Annotated in this window: 13 protein-coding genes and 1 pseudogene; 4 read left to right on the forward strand and 10 right to left on the reverse strand. The window is 61.1% G+C overall.

Features of this window, described 5'->3' with window-relative positions; genetic code table 11:
• Window positions 1–183: 183 nt before the first annotated feature.
• Both purH and Y708_RS0118110 read left to right on the forward strand, forming a co-directional pair.
• Entirely contained in the window at window positions 184–1797 is a 1614-nt protein-coding gene (gene purH / locus Y708_RS0118105) for a bifunctional phosphoribosylaminoimidazolecarboxamide formyltransferase/IMP cyclohydrolase (protein WP_028281019.1), read from the forward strand.
• 71 nt (window positions 1798–1868) lie between these two features.
• Window positions 1869–4088, forward strand: a complete 2220-nt coding sequence (locus Y708_RS0118110) for an NADP-dependent isocitrate dehydrogenase (protein ID WP_028281020.1) — start codon at window positions 1869–1871, stop codon at window positions 4086–4088.
• A 24-nt stretch (window positions 4089–4112) separates the two neighbouring features.
• Here the strand turns inward: Y708_RS0118110 and Y708_RS0118115 are convergent, their stop codons facing one another.
• The 8 genes from Y708_RS0118115 to Y708_RS0118150 all read right to left on the reverse strand — a co-directional run bounded on the left by Y708_RS0118115 (window position 4113) and on the right by Y708_RS0118150 (window position 13135).
• Window positions 4113–5186 (reverse strand): Gfo/Idh/MocA family protein, encoded by a 1074-nt coding sequence (locus Y708_RS0118115; protein WP_051479148.1) that lies wholly within the window; start codon window positions 5184–5186, stop codon window positions 4113–4115.
• Between the two features lie 39 nt (window positions 5187–5225).
• Window positions 5226–6449, reverse strand: coding sequence for an MFS transporter (locus Y708_RS26155; protein WP_162150496.1), 1224 nt, complete (start codon window positions 6447–6449; stop codon window positions 5226–5228).
• 65 nt (window positions 6450–6514) lie between these two features.
• Complete coding sequence (locus Y708_RS26160) at window positions 6515–7180, reverse strand: winged helix-turn-helix domain-containing protein (RefSeq protein WP_051479150.1); 666 nt, start codon at window positions 7178–7180, stop codon at window positions 6515–6517.
• A 100-nt stretch (window positions 7181–7280) separates the two neighbouring features.
• Entirely contained in the window at window positions 7281–8363 is a 1083-nt protein-coding gene (locus Y708_RS0118130; RefSeq protein WP_028281022.1) for a substrate-binding domain-containing protein, read from the reverse strand.
• Between the two features lie 41 nt (window positions 8364–8404).
• Window positions 8405–9676, reverse strand: a complete 1272-nt coding sequence (gene mmsB, locus Y708_RS0118135; protein ID WP_028281023.1) for a multiple monosaccharide ABC transporter permease — start codon at window positions 9674–9676, stop codon at window positions 8405–8407.
• A 25-nt stretch (window positions 9677–9701) separates the two neighbouring features.
• Entirely contained in the window at window positions 9702–11240 is a 1539-nt protein-coding gene (mmsA, locus tag Y708_RS0118140) for a multiple monosaccharide ABC transporter ATP-binding protein (protein ID WP_028281024.1), read from the reverse strand.
• 128 nt (window positions 11241–11368) lie between these two features.
• Window positions 11369–12580: an ROK family transcriptional regulator gene (locus Y708_RS0118145; RefSeq protein WP_035776771.1), complete on the reverse strand. Its 1212-nt coding sequence runs from the start codon at window positions 12578–12580 to the stop codon at window positions 11369–11371.
• A gap of 33 nt (window positions 12581–12613) precedes the next feature.
• Window positions 12614–13135 carry a gamma carbonic anhydrase family protein gene (locus Y708_RS0118150; RefSeq protein ID WP_028281026.1) on the reverse strand — a complete coding sequence of 174 codons (522 nt, stop codon included), beginning with the start codon at window positions 13133–13135 and terminating at the stop codon, window positions 12614–12616.
• 231 nt (window positions 13136–13366) lie between these two features.
• On the opposite strand from Y708_RS0118150, the gene Y708_RS0118155 reads away from it, so the two are divergent.
• Window positions 13367–14347: a hypothetical protein gene (locus Y708_RS0118155; protein ID WP_051479151.1), complete on the forward strand. Its 981-nt coding sequence runs from the start codon at window positions 13367–13369 to the stop codon at window positions 14345–14347.
• A 128-nt stretch (window positions 14348–14475) separates the two neighbouring features.
• Here the strand turns inward: Y708_RS0118155 and Y708_RS28665 are convergent, their stop codons facing one another.
• Window positions 14476–14649 (reverse strand): DUF1737 domain-containing protein, encoded by a 174-nt coding sequence (locus Y708_RS28665; RefSeq protein ID WP_081746982.1) that lies wholly within the window; start codon window positions 14647–14649, stop codon window positions 14476–14478.
• A 33-nt stretch (window positions 14650–14682) separates the two neighbouring features.
• Window positions 14683–15534: a formyltetrahydrofolate deformylase gene (gene purU / locus Y708_RS0118165; protein WP_155853927.1), complete on the reverse strand. Its 852-nt coding sequence runs from the start codon at window positions 15532–15534 to the stop codon at window positions 14683–14685.
• 276 nt (window positions 15535–15810) lie between these two features.
• On the opposite strand from purU, the pseudogene Y708_RS26165 reads away from it, so the two are divergent.
• A pseudogene (locus tag Y708_RS26165) lies at window positions 15811–16023 on the forward strand (serine hydroxymethyltransferase); the annotation flags it as partial.

Below are 16023 nucleotides of genomic sequence, written 5' to 3' on the forward strand. Positions count from 1 at the left end.
CGAAGTAGCCCCGCGAGTGATGGGTGATTGGTTGCGGGTGAACGCGTCACACCCCAGTGTATGAAATTAGTGTTCAGTTGCAAACAAGTCAATGTAACTAAACTACAACCCTTCGGCAGGGTACTCCTGCCGTCAATTAGACTTGGACAGATCCCCACTGGCCTTACCGTTCTGGAGACCTGCGTGACTGCAATCAAGCTTGACCGTGTTCCCATCCGCCGGGCGCTCATCTCGGTATACGACAAGTCGGGGTTGGAGGAGCTGGCACAGGGCCTTCACCGCGCAGGCGTGAGTATTGTTTCGACAGGCTCCACCGCGCAGCGGATTGCCGCGTCAGGCGTGCCGGTGCTGGAAGTCTCGGAGCTCACCGGTTTCGCGGAATGCCTGGATGGCCGGGTCAAAACACTTCACCCTCGCGTACACGCAGGAATCCTCGCTGACCGCCGCCGCCAGGACCATGTGGACCAGCTCGCCGACATGGACGTCGAGCCCTTTGACCTGGTGGTGGTGAACCTTTACCCGTTTGTGGACACGGTGAAGTCTGGGGCAGGGGAGGACGACGTCGTCGAGCAGATCGATATCGGCGGCCCGGCCATGGTGCGCTCCGCCGCCAAGAACCACCCGTCGGTTGCCGTGGTGGTTGACCCAGCGCGCTATGGCGATGTGGTCACCGCCGCGGCGACGGGCGGCTTTGACCTCAGTGCACGACGACGGCTGGCCGCCTTGGCTTTTTCACACACCGCCTCCTACGACAACGCGGTGGCATCGTGGACGGCCGCGCAGTTTGGCGACGGGACCGAGGCGGGCAACGATTGGCCCGCCTACACCGGACTGGCGCTCGAACGCTCGGAAGTCCTCCGCTACGGCGAGAACCCGCACCAGGCGGCGGCACTCTACGTGGAGAAGGGCGCCACCCCGGGTATTGCCCAGGCGGATCAGCTGCACGGCAAGGCCATGAGTTACAACAACTTCGTGGACGCCGACGCCGCGCTCCGGGCCGCATTCGATTTCGCCGAGCCGGCGGTCGCCATTATCAAGCACGCCAATCCGTGTGGAATCGCGGTGGCCTCACCGGATGCCGCCGATCCCATAGCGGACGCCCACTCCAGAGCCCACGCCTGTGACCCCGTCTCCGCCTACGGGGGAGTCATCGCGGCCAACCGCACCGTCACCGCCAGCATGGCGCGCACAGTGAAGGACATTTTCACCGAAGTGGTCATCGCGCCGTCCTTCGAGCCTGAAGCCGTGGAAATTCTGTCCGCCAAGAAGAACATCCGACTGCTCACGCTGCCGGAGGGGTACGGCCGCAACCCTGCCGAGATCAGGCAGGTATCCGGCGGACTATTGGTGCAGCTGGTGGACACACTGGAGGCCGACGGCGACAACCCTGACGCCTGGACGCTTGCCGCAGGTGACCCAGCGGATGAGCAAACACTTGCGGACCTCACCTTTGCCTGGAGGGCCTGCCGCGCCGCTAAATCGAACGCAATTCTCCTCGCCCAGGGCGGTGCCGCAGTGGGTGTGGGCATGGGGCAGGTTAACAGGCTCGATTCCTGCAGGCTGGCGGTGGAGCGTGCCAACACCCTTGGCAGTGAAGGTGCCCAGCGTGCCCGCGGTGCCGTGGCGGCGTCGGACGCGTTCTTCCCGTTTGCCGACGGCCTGCAGATCTTGATTGATGCCGGAGTCCGCGCAGTGGTGCAGCCGGGCGGCTCGGTGCGCGACCAGGAAGTCATCGATGCGGCCAAAGCTGCCGGCGTCACCATGTACTTCACCGGCGCACGCCACTTCTTCCACTAACCCGGTACGTTAGAGAAGTTGAATCACCATAAAATTTCAGCACACGAAGACCCCCAGGGAGACGCCCAATAATGGCCAAGATCATCTATACCCACACTGACGAAGCGCCCATGCTGGCCACCTATTCGTTCCTGCCGATCATCGAGGCGTTTGCTTCAACGGCAGGTGTGGAAGTGGAGACCCGCGACATTTCGCTGGCAGGGCGCATCATCGCCGCCTTCGGGGACTACCTCACCGAGGAGCAGCGGATCAATGACGCATTGGCCGAGCTGGGTGAACTGGCAACCAAGCCGGAAGCCAACATCATCAAGCTGCCTAATATCAGCGCCTCGCTTCCCCAGTTGAAGGCGGCCATCGCCGAACTGCAGGGCCAAGGCTATGCATTGCCTGATCATCCTGACAATCCGTCAACGGATGAGGAGCGCAACGTTCGTGCACGGTACGACAAAATCAAGGGCTCAGCCGTCAACCCTGTTCTTCGGGAAGGCAACTCTGACCGCCGGGCACCACTATCAGTGAAGAATTACGCGCGGAAGTACCCCCACTCTATGGGGGCATGGAGCTCGGATTCACAGACCAATGTGGCCACCATGAGTGATGGAGACTTCCGGTCAAACGAGAAGTCGGTTGTTCTGAAGGCTGAGGACACCCTGACCATCCAGCACGTCTCCCAGGACGGCACGGTCAGCGTGCTCAAGGAGGCTTTCCCCGTGCTGGCTGGCGAGGTCATCGACGGAACCGTGATGCGTGCGGCAGCACTCGATGAATTCCTCAGCGCACAGGTAGCGCGGGCCAAGGAAGAAGGTGTGCTGTTCTCTGCGCACCTGAAAGCGACGATGATGAAGGTCTCGGATCCCATCATCTTCGGTCACATTGTCCGCGCGTTTCTGCCCGAGGTGTTTGCCGCCTACGGCGATCAGCTTGCAACTGCCGGGCTGAACCCCAACAACGGTCTCGGCGCCATCCTGTCCGGGTTGGACAAGTTGCCTGCGGAGGTGCGCAACGACGTCGAGGCAGCTATCCGTCAGGGCCTTTCGGACGGCCCGTCACTGGCCATGGTGGACTCCGACAAGGGAATCACCAACCTGCACGTTCCCAGCGACGTTATTGTTGACGCGTCGATGCCGGCCATGATCCGAACCTCAGGGCACATGTGGGGTCCGGACGGCCAGGAAGCCGACACGCTTGCGGTATTGCCGGACAGCTCCTACGCGGGGATCTACCAGGTGGTCATCGATGATTGCCGGGCCAACGGCGCCTATGACCCCACCACCATGGGAACCGTACCGAACGTCGGGCTGATGGCTCAGGCGGCAGAGGAGTATGGCAGCCATAACAAGACATTTGAGATCCAGGATGCAGGCACGGTGCAGATCGTGGACCGCTCCGGTTCTGTCCTGATTGAACATGCAGTGGAGCCGGGTGATATCTGGCGCGCCTGCCAGACCAAGGACGCGCCGATCCGTGACTGGGTGAAGCTGGCGGTCACCCGCGCCCGTGCGTCCGGAACACCTGCCGTTTTCTGGCTGGACGAGCATCGCGCCCACGACGCCAACCTGATCACCAAGGTCGGTGAATATCTCCAGGAACACGACACCGATGGTCTCCAGCTGGAGATCAAGTCCCCCGTGGATGCGACGGCGTTTACGTTAGACCGCATCAGGAGGGGCGAGGATACTATTTCCGTCACAGGCAACGTGTTGCGTGATTACCTCACTGACCTGTTCCCCATCCTGGAGCTCGGAACCAGTGCAAAGATGCTTTCGGTGGTTCCGCTGATCAACGGTGGCGGACTGTTCGAAACCGGCGCCGGAGGGTCGGCACCCAAGCACGTCCAGCAGTTGGTTAAGGAAAACCATCTCCGGTGGGACAGCCTGGGCGAGTTCCTTGCCCTTGCAGTTAGCTTCGAGCACCTGGCCACGTCCACGGGCAACGCGCGGGCACAAATCCTGGCCGACACCTTGGACAAGGCAACCGCAACGTTCCTGTTGGAGAACAAGTCGCCCAGCCGCCGGGCCGGTGAGATCGACATCCGTGGGAGTCACTTCTTCCTGGCGCAGTTCTGGGCCACGGAACTGGCTGTGCAGACCGACGACACCGACCTTGCGGCAGCTTTTTCCACAGTGGCCAACGAGTTGACCTCACACGAAGACGTCATCCTGTCGGAACTGCTCGCTGTACAGGGATCGCCTGTGGACATCGGCGGCTACTATCGTCCGGAAATCACCAAAGTGGTCTCAGTTATGCGTCCTTCCGCGAAGCTGAATGACGTGCTGTCGTCCCTCGGCTAGCTTGGTGGCTTCTGCTGTTAAGTCCTATCCATTGTCATTCGCGTAGCGCAGACCCAACTGCGCACGCACGCCGTCGAACAATCTCATGGTGTTCAAGCTATCTGCCCAGGACATTGTGGGGCTCTCCACAAGACCTTCCTGGATGCATCTGGTGGTCTCGCGGAGCTCATAGGCAAAGTTGAAGGAACGGTCAAAGGTTTCTATTCTCGCCTCCCCGCCAACAGGTTGGATCAGGAGCTCCGTCGGATGATGAAGGGAGGCGGAGGCCCGCAACCAACCCTTGCTGCCCGAAATTGTGGCAACGCCGGGTCCGGCGGCAAGCAACGACGACGTCAGCTGAGCCTGCGCACCAGTCGCATAGTTCAGTATCAACGCGTTCTGGGTGTCGACGCCGTCGTCGTTCAGTGATCCTGACGCGGTGACCGACGACGGGAAACCCAACGCACCCAAAGCCCAGGTCAGGGGATAAACCGTCAGGTCCAGGAGCGCCCCGCCACCAGCCGCGGGGTCCCAGAGCCGAGCAGTCGGGTTGTACTCTGCAGGGAAACCGATGTCCGCCTGTACCCACTGAATGTCACCCAGCTCGCCGGAATCGATGATCTCCCAGGCACGGTTGACGCTCGGCACAAAGCGGGTCCAGGTGGCTTCCATCAGGAAGAGTCCACGGGACCGGGCGAGTTCGATCAGTTCCTCCGCTTCTCGGGCATTAACCGTGAACGCTTTCTCGCAGAGCACATGCTTACCCGCAGAGAGCGCAGCACGTGCCACTTCATAATGCTGAGCATGTGGTGTGGCGACATACACAACGTCCACCAGCGGGTCGTTGACCATGTGCTGGTAGCCGGTGGCGTCGTCGTCGTCGTAATAGGCGGATTCGAAGCCGTGAGTGGCAGCGAATGCCCGGGCCTTCTCCTCGCTTCTGGAGCTCACGGCCTGCAGCACTGCGTCCTCAAGCTGCGCAATCTCCTTGGTGACGGTCCCCGCGATCCCGCCCGTCGCCGCTACGCCCCAGCACAGCGGAGAGCCCGTGGCAGCGAGCGGACTGGGTGCATCAGGGCGGGCGCATGGGGGCAGGGGGAGTCTTGTGAAGGGAGTCATACCCTCATCCTTCCCTGTGGCAGCGATGCCGTCCACAGGTTACGCCGCTGCGTGTGCGCGAACAGCCCGCCCCAGCAGCAGCGGCAGGATGCCCATCACGCAGACACCACACATCGCGACAATCAGGATCCGGTAGTCAACCACGCCGATCAGCGCGGCCGCGATCATGGACGCACCAACCTGCGGAACGTTGATCATCATGTTGGTGGCGGCTGATGTACGGCCCTGCATCCGGGCCGGCGTTTCCTGCTGCCGCAGTGTCACAAATGCGATGATCGCCCACGGAACACCGATACCCAGCAGCACTGTAGCGGCCAGAACCACGGGGAGGGACGGCACACCGGATGCCAGTACGGCCGCGGCAAGCAGTGAGACGCCCAGGATCATGGTCCTCCGGATTGCCAGACGTCGGATCACCATGCTGGCGGTGAGGCCGCCCACCACGGACATGACGCCCTGGCAGCTGATCAGCACGCTGAGAAACTCCGGCGGCATTCCCAGACCCTGCTCGTTGGTGGCGAAGATCGTGACGTTCAGTACCCCGGTGGCGCCCACCGCGATCACCAGCGTCAGGAGTGCCGGCCGCAGCATCGCGTGCGCTGCGAGGAACCGGAATCCCGCTGTGGTGCTGGACCAGAATGACTCGTCGGCATCCAGTTCATGCATCGACTCCCGTATTTTCAATGTGGCCAGGACTCCGCCCGCCACAGCGAAACAGGCGAAGGTCAGCAGCACCACCGAGTTCATCCCCCAGAGCGCCAGCATTCCGGCCCCAATCAGCGGCGAAATGATGCGCAGTCCCTGGTCGATGCTGCTGAGCATGCCGTTGGCCGGCGCAAGAAGCCGGTCGGCGAGCATATCCCGCAGAAGCCCCGACTGCGCTGCCGCCGTCACATAAGCCGTATTTGCATAGACAAAGATCACGAGATAGATCAGCCACAACTGATCGGTGGACTGGACCGCCAAGAGCGCCAGAACGACGACGGCGGCGGCCAGGTTGTTGATGATGACCACCGGCTTGCGGCGGAACCGATCCGCCAGTTGTCCGGTCAGCGGCGCGAAGAGGGCGGGGAGGCCCAGGGCCGCGAAGACCAGCCCGGCCAGGGCGTCGCTTCCCGTGAGCTGTTTGACCCAAATCGCAGCGGTCAGGTAGAGGGCTGAGTCGCCGAAGTTGCTGAAGATCCACGCCAGGGTGAGGCGCCGAAAGGCGGGTATAGCCAGTACATCGCGGTTGGTTCCCACATCCGCGGGGCTCTTCGGCACGGATGTGGCCTCGGGCTCAGCTGTGACAAGAACGGGGGAGTGGTGACTGGTTGATTCGTCCGGAGTCAGGACCCGCCTCCGTTCTGCCGGGGGCAGGTGGCAGCGTGCGGGTCGCGGTCGGGATCAATATTCATCACCGCGAACAGCTGAACCGGCATGGAGCCATTGGGCCGCTGATCCGGATTCTGCCAACGACCGTCGAAGCGGCGTCCGAGCTCCATCAAGTCATCCCTGAACTGACGGATCTCTTCATGAGTGGCGTAAAAGCTGGAACCCATGATCGTTGACACGTCGATGTCATCGATGGGCAACTGCGGAGCGCGGGCGAGCCAGGATTGAATGCGGTCTGCCTGCCGATGAACGTGGATACCAGCCATGGCGGTCACCGCATGCACGGATCCCGGGGCGTTGCGGTCAACCACCTGGGAGCGGCTGTGGGACACCACTTTCCATGGTTTTTCCCGTCCGGCCTGATCTGCCTGCTCGATGTAGCCGTGTTTGGCGAGCATGCGCAGGTGGTAGGAACAGCTCGCCACCGACTCATCGATGGCCGCCGCACATTCGGTGGCTGTCGCCTGGCCCGCGTCATCGAGGAAATCCAGTAGTTCAAGCCGCACCGGGTGCGCCAGCGCCCGGATGCGCACCGGGTCGCTGACCACTTGTTCGTCTTCCGGCCCGCGGTAGGTGACGCCCTCGGCGAAAGGTGAGGTGCCGCCGTCGTTCATTGTCATGCACATCAGTATGCATTCTAAAGAAGTCTTTAGCAAGACTTCTTTAGAATCGAATCAAAAGAAGTCCCCGACCGCTGGCGGCCGGGGACCTCCGTAGGTCTTACTTGGTCAGTTCGGACAGGGTGGGGTCATTTGCGTAGGCTTCCGCAGCGTTTTCCTTAGTGACAATCTGTGGCTCCAGCAGGTAGGCAGGTACCACCTTGACACCATTGTCGTAAGAATCGGGATCGGTGATCTCCAGTTCCTCGCCAGCCGCGAGACCCTCAACCATCTCAATGGCATGATCCACCAGGGCGCGGGTGTCTTTGTTGATCGTGGAGTACTGCTCGTCCGCCATGATCGACTTGACTGATTCAACCTCGGAATCCTGCCCGGTAACCACCGGCAGGTCCTTGCCGGCTGCTTTCACGGACGTGAGGATGGCCCGGCCCAGTGTGTCGTTCGGGGACAGCACGCCGTGCAGCTCCTCCGAGGTGTAGTTGCCCGTCAACAGTGTGTCCATGCGGGTCTGGGCATTGCCGGCTTCCCAGCCCTGGGTCACTGCCTGGTTGAATTCCACCTGGCCGGACACCACGTTGAGGTTGCCGGCGTCGATCTCCGGCTGCAGGATGCTCATGGCGCCGTCAAAGAACACCTGGGCGTTTGCATCATCGGGGGAGCCGGCAAACAGTTCAATGTTGTACGGTCCCTCTCCGCGTTCGGCCATGCCGTCAAGCAGCGCCTGGCCTTGCAATTCGCCGACCTGGAAGTTGTCGTAGGCCACGTAGTAGTCCACGTTTTCCGTGTTGGTGAGCAGGCGATCGTAGGCGATGATCGTGATGCCGGCGTCCTTGGCCTGCTGCAGCTGGGTACCCAACTGTGCGCCGTCGATTGCACCGACAACAAGAACCTCAACGCCGTTGGTGATCATGGAGCTGATCTGGTTCTGCTGCTCCGAGACGCCGCCGTTGGCAAACTGAACATCCGGATCGTATCCGGCCTCCGTCAGGCCGTCGTTGAACAGACCCTCCGCCAGTACCCAGTTCTCAGAGGTTTTTTGGGGAAGGGCAACTCCAATCGCGGAGCCTTCTTCGAATCCCGCAGGCACTTCTGCACCGGGAGTTTCCTCAGCCCGGCCGCAGGAGGTCAGCGCCAACGCTGAAATCGTCGCAACCGCCGCAAGGGATGTGGTTAACTTACGCATTCCATTCTCTTTCTGTTATTAATCCGGGATTTGTGGGGTTCTTAGGACACTGAAGCGTCATGCGAAATGACCTTCTTCGTGTCGGTCGGTATCTCGGGTTTGCCTTGGTTGCCAAAGTTCTTCATGATGAGCCCGGTAATTGAGCGTTTGCCCTGACTCTTGTTGTAGACATCGAACGCCACCGCGACCAGCAGCACCAATCCCTTAATGATCTGGGTCATATCCGCGCCGACGCCCAGGAGCTGGAGGCCATTGTTCAGGACGGCCATGACCAGTCCGCCTATTACTGAGCCGACAACGGTTCCTACGCCGCCTGTCACGGCCGCACCGCCAATGAAGACGGCGGCGATGGCGTCGAGTTCCCAGCCCACGCCGTCAAACGGGCCGGACGCGGTGGACCGCCCCACAAAGATCATGCCCGCCAGCGCTGCCAGGATGGACATGTTCATGATCACCAGGAAGTCCACCCGCTTGCTCCGTACACCTGTCAGATCAGCTGCGTGCCTGTTGCCACCCACCGCGTAGACGTGGCGTCCAATGATGGTCTTGGTGGAAATGAAGCCGTAGATGATGACCAGCACGCCGAGGATCAAGCCCGGAACGGGGAAGGATGTTCCGCGGTTTCCGGTCGCAAAGAGGTAGGTGGCGTAGAGGATGACCGCGCTGAGGAGGACCATTCGGGTAACTGATACCCACAGGGGAGCCGGCTGGGCTCCAACCTTCTCGAACCGCTTCCGCTTCCTGAGCTCGCCGTAGATGACTACGCCGCAGAGTCCGAGGCCCAGGAGCACCGTCAGATTGTTATAGCCCGTGACCGGGCCAATTTCGGGAAGGTAACCCGCGCCGATAAACCGGAACTCCTGCGGCACCGGAACCGTATTGGACTGTCCTACAAACTGGTTGGCGCCCCTGAATAAAAGCATTCCGGCGAGGGTGACAATGAACGCCGGTATGCCGAAGATGGCTACCCACATCCCCTGCCAGGCCCCAATGAGCGCTCCGAGCAGCAGTCCGACCAGGATGCCCAGGTACCACGGGAAATTCCAGTCCCGCATCACCATCGCCACCACAATGCCCGCAAACGCTGCCGTGGAGCCCACTGACAGATCGATGTGTCCGGCGATGATGACCAAGACCATTCCGATCGCGAGGATCAGGATGTAGGAGTTTCCGTTGAAGAGGTTGATCATGTTGCCCGGCGTCAGCGTGTTGCCGCCTGTCATGATCTGGAAGAAGATCACCAGGGCAATGAGCGCGAAGATCATCCCGAATTGTCGCGTATCGCCGCCGAATAGTTGCTTGAGTGAAGTCATGGTGTGGAGTCCTTGAGTACTTGGTTTAGGCGGATTTCTTGCCGGCGGTCATGAGTTTCATGAGGGATTCCTGGTCTGCTTCCCCGCGGCGCAGCTCACCGGTGATGGCGCCCTCGAAGATGGTATAGATGCGGTCGGAGATTCCCAGGAGCTCTGGAAGTTCGGAGGAAATGACAATGACGCCCTTGCCCTGGTTGGCCAGGCGCTGGATGATGCCGTAAATCTCAAACTTCGCGCCAACATCGATTCCACGGGTTGGCTCGTCAAGGATCAAAAGGTCGGGGTCAGTGAACATCCACTTGGCCAGCACCACCTTCTGCTGGTTGCCGCCGGACAGCTTGGCCACTCCCTCATTGACCGAGGGAGCCTTGGTGCGCAGCGACCTGCGGTACTCTTCGGCAACCGTGAACTCTTCATCTTCATCAACCACCAGACCGTTGGTGATCTTTTTCAGGTTGGCAGCGACGGTGGTGGACTTGATGTCGTCCAGCAGGTTCAACCCTAGCGATTTGCGGTCCTCGGTGACATAGGCCAGGCCGTGGCGGATTGCCTGCGGCACCGACTTGAGTGTGATCTCCTTGCCGTCTTTGAACAGTTGGCCCGACTTGAAATTGCCGTAGGATCGCCCGAAGATGGACCGGGCCAGCTCGGTGCGGCCGGCGCCCATCAGGCCGGCAAAGCCGACAATCTCGCCGCGCTTCACCTTGAAGTTGGAGTTCTTGCACACTAGTCGGTCTGCCGCGCTGGGATGTCCAACAGTCCAGTTCCGCACCTCAAAGAACGTCTCGCCGATGTTTGGGGTGTGGTCGGGGAATCGCGATTCCAGCGAGCGGCCAACCATGCCGCGGATGATCCGATCTTCATCGACGCCGTCGTTCTTGACATGGAGGGTCTCAATGGCCTTGCCATCGCGGATGATGGTGATCGAGTCTGCGATTTGTTCAATTTCGTTCAGCTTGTGGGAAATCATGATGCAGGAGATCCCCTTGGACCGCAGCCCGGACATCAGATCAAGCAGATGCTGCGAGTCGGATTCATTCAAAGCGGCGGTTGGCTCATCGAGGATGAGCAGTTTGACGGATTTGCTGAGTGCCTTGGCGATTTCCACCAGTTGCTGCTTACCAACGCCAATGTCTTTGATCTTGGTGATTGGCTCCTCGCTCAGCCCAACCCGGGCAAGTAGCTCAAGAGTGCTCGCATTGACCTTGTCCCAGTCGATGACGCCCATTCGCGTGGGTTCATTTCCCAGAAAGATGTTCTCCGCAATGGAGAGTTCCGGAATGAGGGCCAGCTCCTGATGGATGATCACAATCCCGGCCGCTTCACTCGATCGGATGTCCTTGAACTGAACCTCCTGGCCCTGGTAGTGGATCTCCCCTGAATAGGTGCCATGCGGGTACAGACCGGACAGCACTTTCATGAGGGTTGATTTACCCGCACCATTTTCGCCGCAGATAGCGTGGATTTCGCCGGCGGTCACTGTCAGTGAAACATTGTCGAGCGCCTTAACGCCCGGAAACTCCTTGGTGATCGAGCGCATCTCAAGGATCGTGTGATGGTCCATTCGCAGCCTCCCGCAGTGACGGCATTGTCTTGATGGGCCAGAAGGCCTGGAAAAGAAGTTAACTCTAGAAGAGTGCTTGTAGTCAAGTCTTTAACGCAAAGTCGAACTGGATTGTGTCGTAAATGAAATCATGGGGTCAATTGAAGGCTGGGTTGCGACAGCACGACGGCGGCGCCTCCCAGCGCTTCCGCCCGGTCACCGAGGGAGGACATCAGAACGGTTGTAGAGTCGCCCACCATGGGGACCGCATGACGCAGAAGCCCCCGTCGAATGGGCTCCAACAGGATGTCGCCGAGCCCCGTGAGTGAGCCGCCCATAACAATGAGCTCGGGATTGATCAGGTTGGCCACGTGGGCGACGGCGCGGCCCACGGCCAGGCCTGCGTCGTCGATCACCCGAAGAGTGGCTGTGTCTCCGCGCCGGGCAAGGGAAACGATGTCATGGGCGTCCAGCTGCCCGGTGCCGCCACGGCTGAGCAGCGCGATCATCGTTGAGGTTGATGCCACGGTCTCAAGGCATCCGCGGTTCCCGCAACGGCAGACAAGACCGTGCTCGTTGATTGTGGTGTGGCCTATCTCGCCGGTGATTCCGACGTTTCCGTAATACAGCGAACCATTGAGGATCAAGCCCGCCCCAATGCCGGATCCGATCTTGAGGAATACGAGATTCTCCACGGAGCTGTGCGGCCCCCACGTGACCTGCGCAAGGGCTCCGAGATTGGCGTCGTTGTCGATGAAAACCGGGATTCCGAGTCGTTCACCAAAGGTGCGGAGCATATTGATGCCGACCCATTCGGGGAGGATTGCGCCCTGCACCACGGTCCCGGTGCGGCGGTCGATTGGGCCTGGTATTCCCACGCCTGCACCAAGCACTGAACCGCGCGGGATTCCGCCCTGCTCCAGGAGGCTGTCCATGAGGTCGGAGGCGGCGTTGAGGCCTTCCTCGGCGCTGTGTCCCAGCGGCAGGCTGACCGCCTCTTCCAGTAGGACGCGGTAGTCGAGTCCTGCCAGTACCACCCGGACGTGCCGGCGGCCAATGTCGATTCCGGCAGCAACCGAGCCATTGTCGTTGAGCATCACTAGAAGCGCGCGCCGGCCGGAACTGGTGGTGGGCTCCGTGGCGACCTGTCCGGCGTCGGACATCACCTTGACGATATTCGATACCGTCGCGGTGGACAGGCCCGTCTGCCGGGCAAGCTCTGCCTGGGTCTGCGGCCCCCCTGTCATCAGCGCCTGGATGATTCGTTGCTGATTCTGCTGGCGCAACGCGGATTGTGACCCCGGCTGGGGAAGGGACCCGTTGGAGGCGGACCTCGGCAGTGAGGCAGGTTCTACGGGCATGTAGTACAGGGTGCTATAGAACAGCCATTGCAGTCAAGAAGTTAACGCACGGCGGTGTTCAGCGGCCAACTCACGGTACTGGGCAGCATTGCGTTTGATGCTCTCCACTTCTTCGTCCGAGAGTTCCCTGCGGACTTTGGCGGGCACCCCGGCCACCAGCGAACGGGGTGGCACCACGGTGCCTTCAAGAACGACGGCGCCGGCGGCCACCAGCGTTTCCTTGCCGATGCTTGCACCGTTCATGATGGTGGCGCTCATTCCGATCAGGCAGTCGTTGCCGATGGTGCAGCCGTGCACCACTGCGCTGTGGCCAACGCTCACGCGGTCACCGACGGTCGTCGGGAATCCCGGGTCCGCGTGGAGCACTGCGTTGTCCTGGAGATTGGTGCCCGCGCCTACACGAATCCTCTCCGTGTCTGCGCGGACGCTCACACCATAGAAGGCGCTTGAGCCGTCGCCCAGAGTGGCATCGCCAATGATGGATGCGGTCGGGGCAACAAAGGCGTTCTCGGCGATGGAGGGGGTTTTTCCGTCAAAGATGATGATGTGAGCCATGCGCCCAGCCTAACGCCGGGTGCGGGGTGTGGCGGCAGCGGGCGTGAATGCGTGAATGTAGAGCAACCTGGACTGGGTATGGAGCAGACCAGTCCAGGGTGAGCGGAAAACTGCTCACCCCAGACTGGTCTGCTCCATGGGTACGGGAGAGGCCCGCTCGCGCGTCCGAAGGTTATCCACATACGGACGGTTGTCTTAGCTGCGGGCCGGGATTTGAGTTTGGCTGGAGTGATGACTCAATTCTCGATCCCTATGAGGACCAGCGCGGAAAAGCCCGACGACGAGGCGTGGCCGCGCGAGCTTTCCCGCCGGTCCAAGAGCGGCGAGCTCCTCCGAATTCGGCAGGGGTGCTACGTGGATGCGCTGGGTTGGGGGCAGTTGGAGGATGAGGAGCGCTACCGTGGGATGCTTGCGGCCATGACCCTTACCTCTCGTAAGGTTCCACTATTTGGCGCCGAATCCGCCGGGTTGCTCTGGGGCCTGCCGCGCCCAACTCTTCCAGCTGATGTGCAAGTGATTGTGCCGGCCCAGAGCGGACGCAAGAGCAGCAACGGGGTTCGCCGCCTCACGCGGGATCCGGCCGCTGTCACCACTGCCGAAGTAGATGGGGTTCTGGTCACGGGCAAGGTCCAAACTGCGGTGGATCTTGCGATTTTGTACGACTTTCCATGGGCTGTGGCCGTGATGGACCGACTGCTGAATACCAAGCCCCTCCCAGGCGAAATCCACTCCAAGCCGGTGACGAAGGCCGAAGTCGAGACCCGGATCGACCTCTTGGTGTCCGGCGCCAAACGGCGGAGGGCGCGGCGCGTCCTGGAGTTCGCCTCGGGGCTGGCAATGTATCCGGGGGAGTCATTGAGTCGCGTCCACATGGCGCAGTTGGGCTTCCCTGCTCCCGTGTTGCAGCACCAAATCATCGATGCCCGCGGTCACGTCGCCACAGTGGACTTTTACTGGGAGGATTACCAACTGGTCGGGGAGTTTGATGGTCGAGGGAAGTACATGAAGCCGGAGTATCTGATGGGTAGAACTCCGGCCCAGGTAGTCATTGACGAGAAGAACAGGGAGAACCGTATCCGCGCCACTGGAGTGGGAGTGGTGCGATGGGAGTGGCCTACCGCTCAGTCCCCCGAGGCGCTTGCCCGTGAGTTGACGTCTGCAGGTCTCCCGCAAAGAGGGAAGTATCCAGCAAGTGGTCCGTCATGGGCATGATGGTGAGCAAGGTGGATCGTTGCTGGAGCAACCTGGACAAGTTTTAGAGCGCTCCAGACCAGATGGACGGAATTACTGCCCACATTTGTCTGGATTGCTCTATCCCTGCCCAAACAAGCCGCAGAAAGTCAGTCCGCCAGCACAACCGCCTGCGCCACCACCACGCGGTCGCCGTTGTAGGTGAGGCTTGGGGAGCCGTACAGCACATAGCCGTTGTCCAGCGCCTCGCTGACCCGTGCGCAGAACGCTTTGTCATCCTGCCCGGTCAGTACGCGGTACCTCAGAGGCTGTTCGTCGTTCATCATGACTCCAATTGGTCGGTTGCAGACAGTCTGTCAGTTGAAAACCACGGTTCGGGTGCCGTCCAGCAACACCCTGTGCTCGGCATGCCATTTGACGGCCTGCGCCAGCGTCCGTCCTTCGACATCGCTGCCTATCGCCGCCAGCTCAGTGGCCGTCCGGGCGTGATTCACACGGATGACCTCCTGCTCAATGATGGGGCCCTCGTCCAGCGCTGGCGTCACGTAGTGAGCAGTCGCCCCGATCAGCTTGACGCCGCGCGCATGCGCCTGGTGGTAAGGCCGCGCACCCTTAAATGACGGGAGGAAAGAGTGGTGAATGTTGATCGCCTTCCCCACCAGATCGGAGCAGAGCGTGTCGCTAAGCACCTGCATGTAGCGGGCCAGCACCACAAGCTCAATATCGTGCTTCAGGAGAAGGTCCCGGAGCGCGCCCTCAGCCTGGTCCTTGCCATCGGCGAGGACCGGAATGTGATGAAAAGGAATCCCGTAGAAATCCGCGAGCCCTGCAAGCTCCCGGTGGTTGGACACGATCACCGGCACCTCGATCGGCAGCGTTCCCGAACGTTGCTGGAACAGCAGGTCGTTGAGGCAATGTGCGGACTTCGAAGCCATGATGAGCGTCCGTGCGGGAACGCCTTCGCTGTGCAGCTCCCACGACATGCCAAACAACTCCGCGACAGGCGCCAGTTGAGCCCGGACCTCGGCGTGCGTTGCCGTCGTCGTCATGGCGACCCGCATGAAAAAGGTGCCGGTTTCGGGATTTCCGTATTGCTGCGACTCAGTAATGTTGCAGCTTCCCGCGACCAGGGCTCCCGAGACGGCATGCACTATACCCGGCCGATCCGGGCAGGACAGCGCCAGGACAAAGGCATTGGACGTATTCACGCCTCCCAGAGTACCTGCGTGCCGCCGCCCGATGAGCTAAGGTTACAACTGCCGCAACTGGCGTTAGGTGGGTCACCATCAGGAAGCGGCAAGCGCCTTCGTGCACTAATGTACGACGACGGCGCGCAGCGCCGACCACGGATCGCACGCCTGGGACGTAGGTCAAGTTAACATCCATCCGCATGAGCGCTGTCCGACTAGGGGCGCCGTCTGCTGAACGGGTAACCTGACCTGTAGAACCACACCCCAACATCCCAGGAGCTCAACGTGACCTCTTTGTCTGTGACCGCATCAGTAACCAACGCGCCGCTGTCCGAGATTGACCCGGAAATCGCCGCCGTTCTCAAGGACGAGTTGGCCCGCCAGCGCGACACCCTTGAAATGATTGCTTCCGAGAACTTCGCGCCGCGGGCCGTCCTGGAGGCCCAGGGCTCGGTACTGACCAACAAGTACGCCGAGGGCTACCCCGGCCGCCGCTACTACGGCGGC

Origin of the sequence: Arthrobacter sp. H5, assembly GCF_000520595.1 — a bacterium.
GTDB lineage: Bacteria > Actinomycetota > Actinomycetes > Actinomycetales > Micrococcaceae > Arthrobacter_D.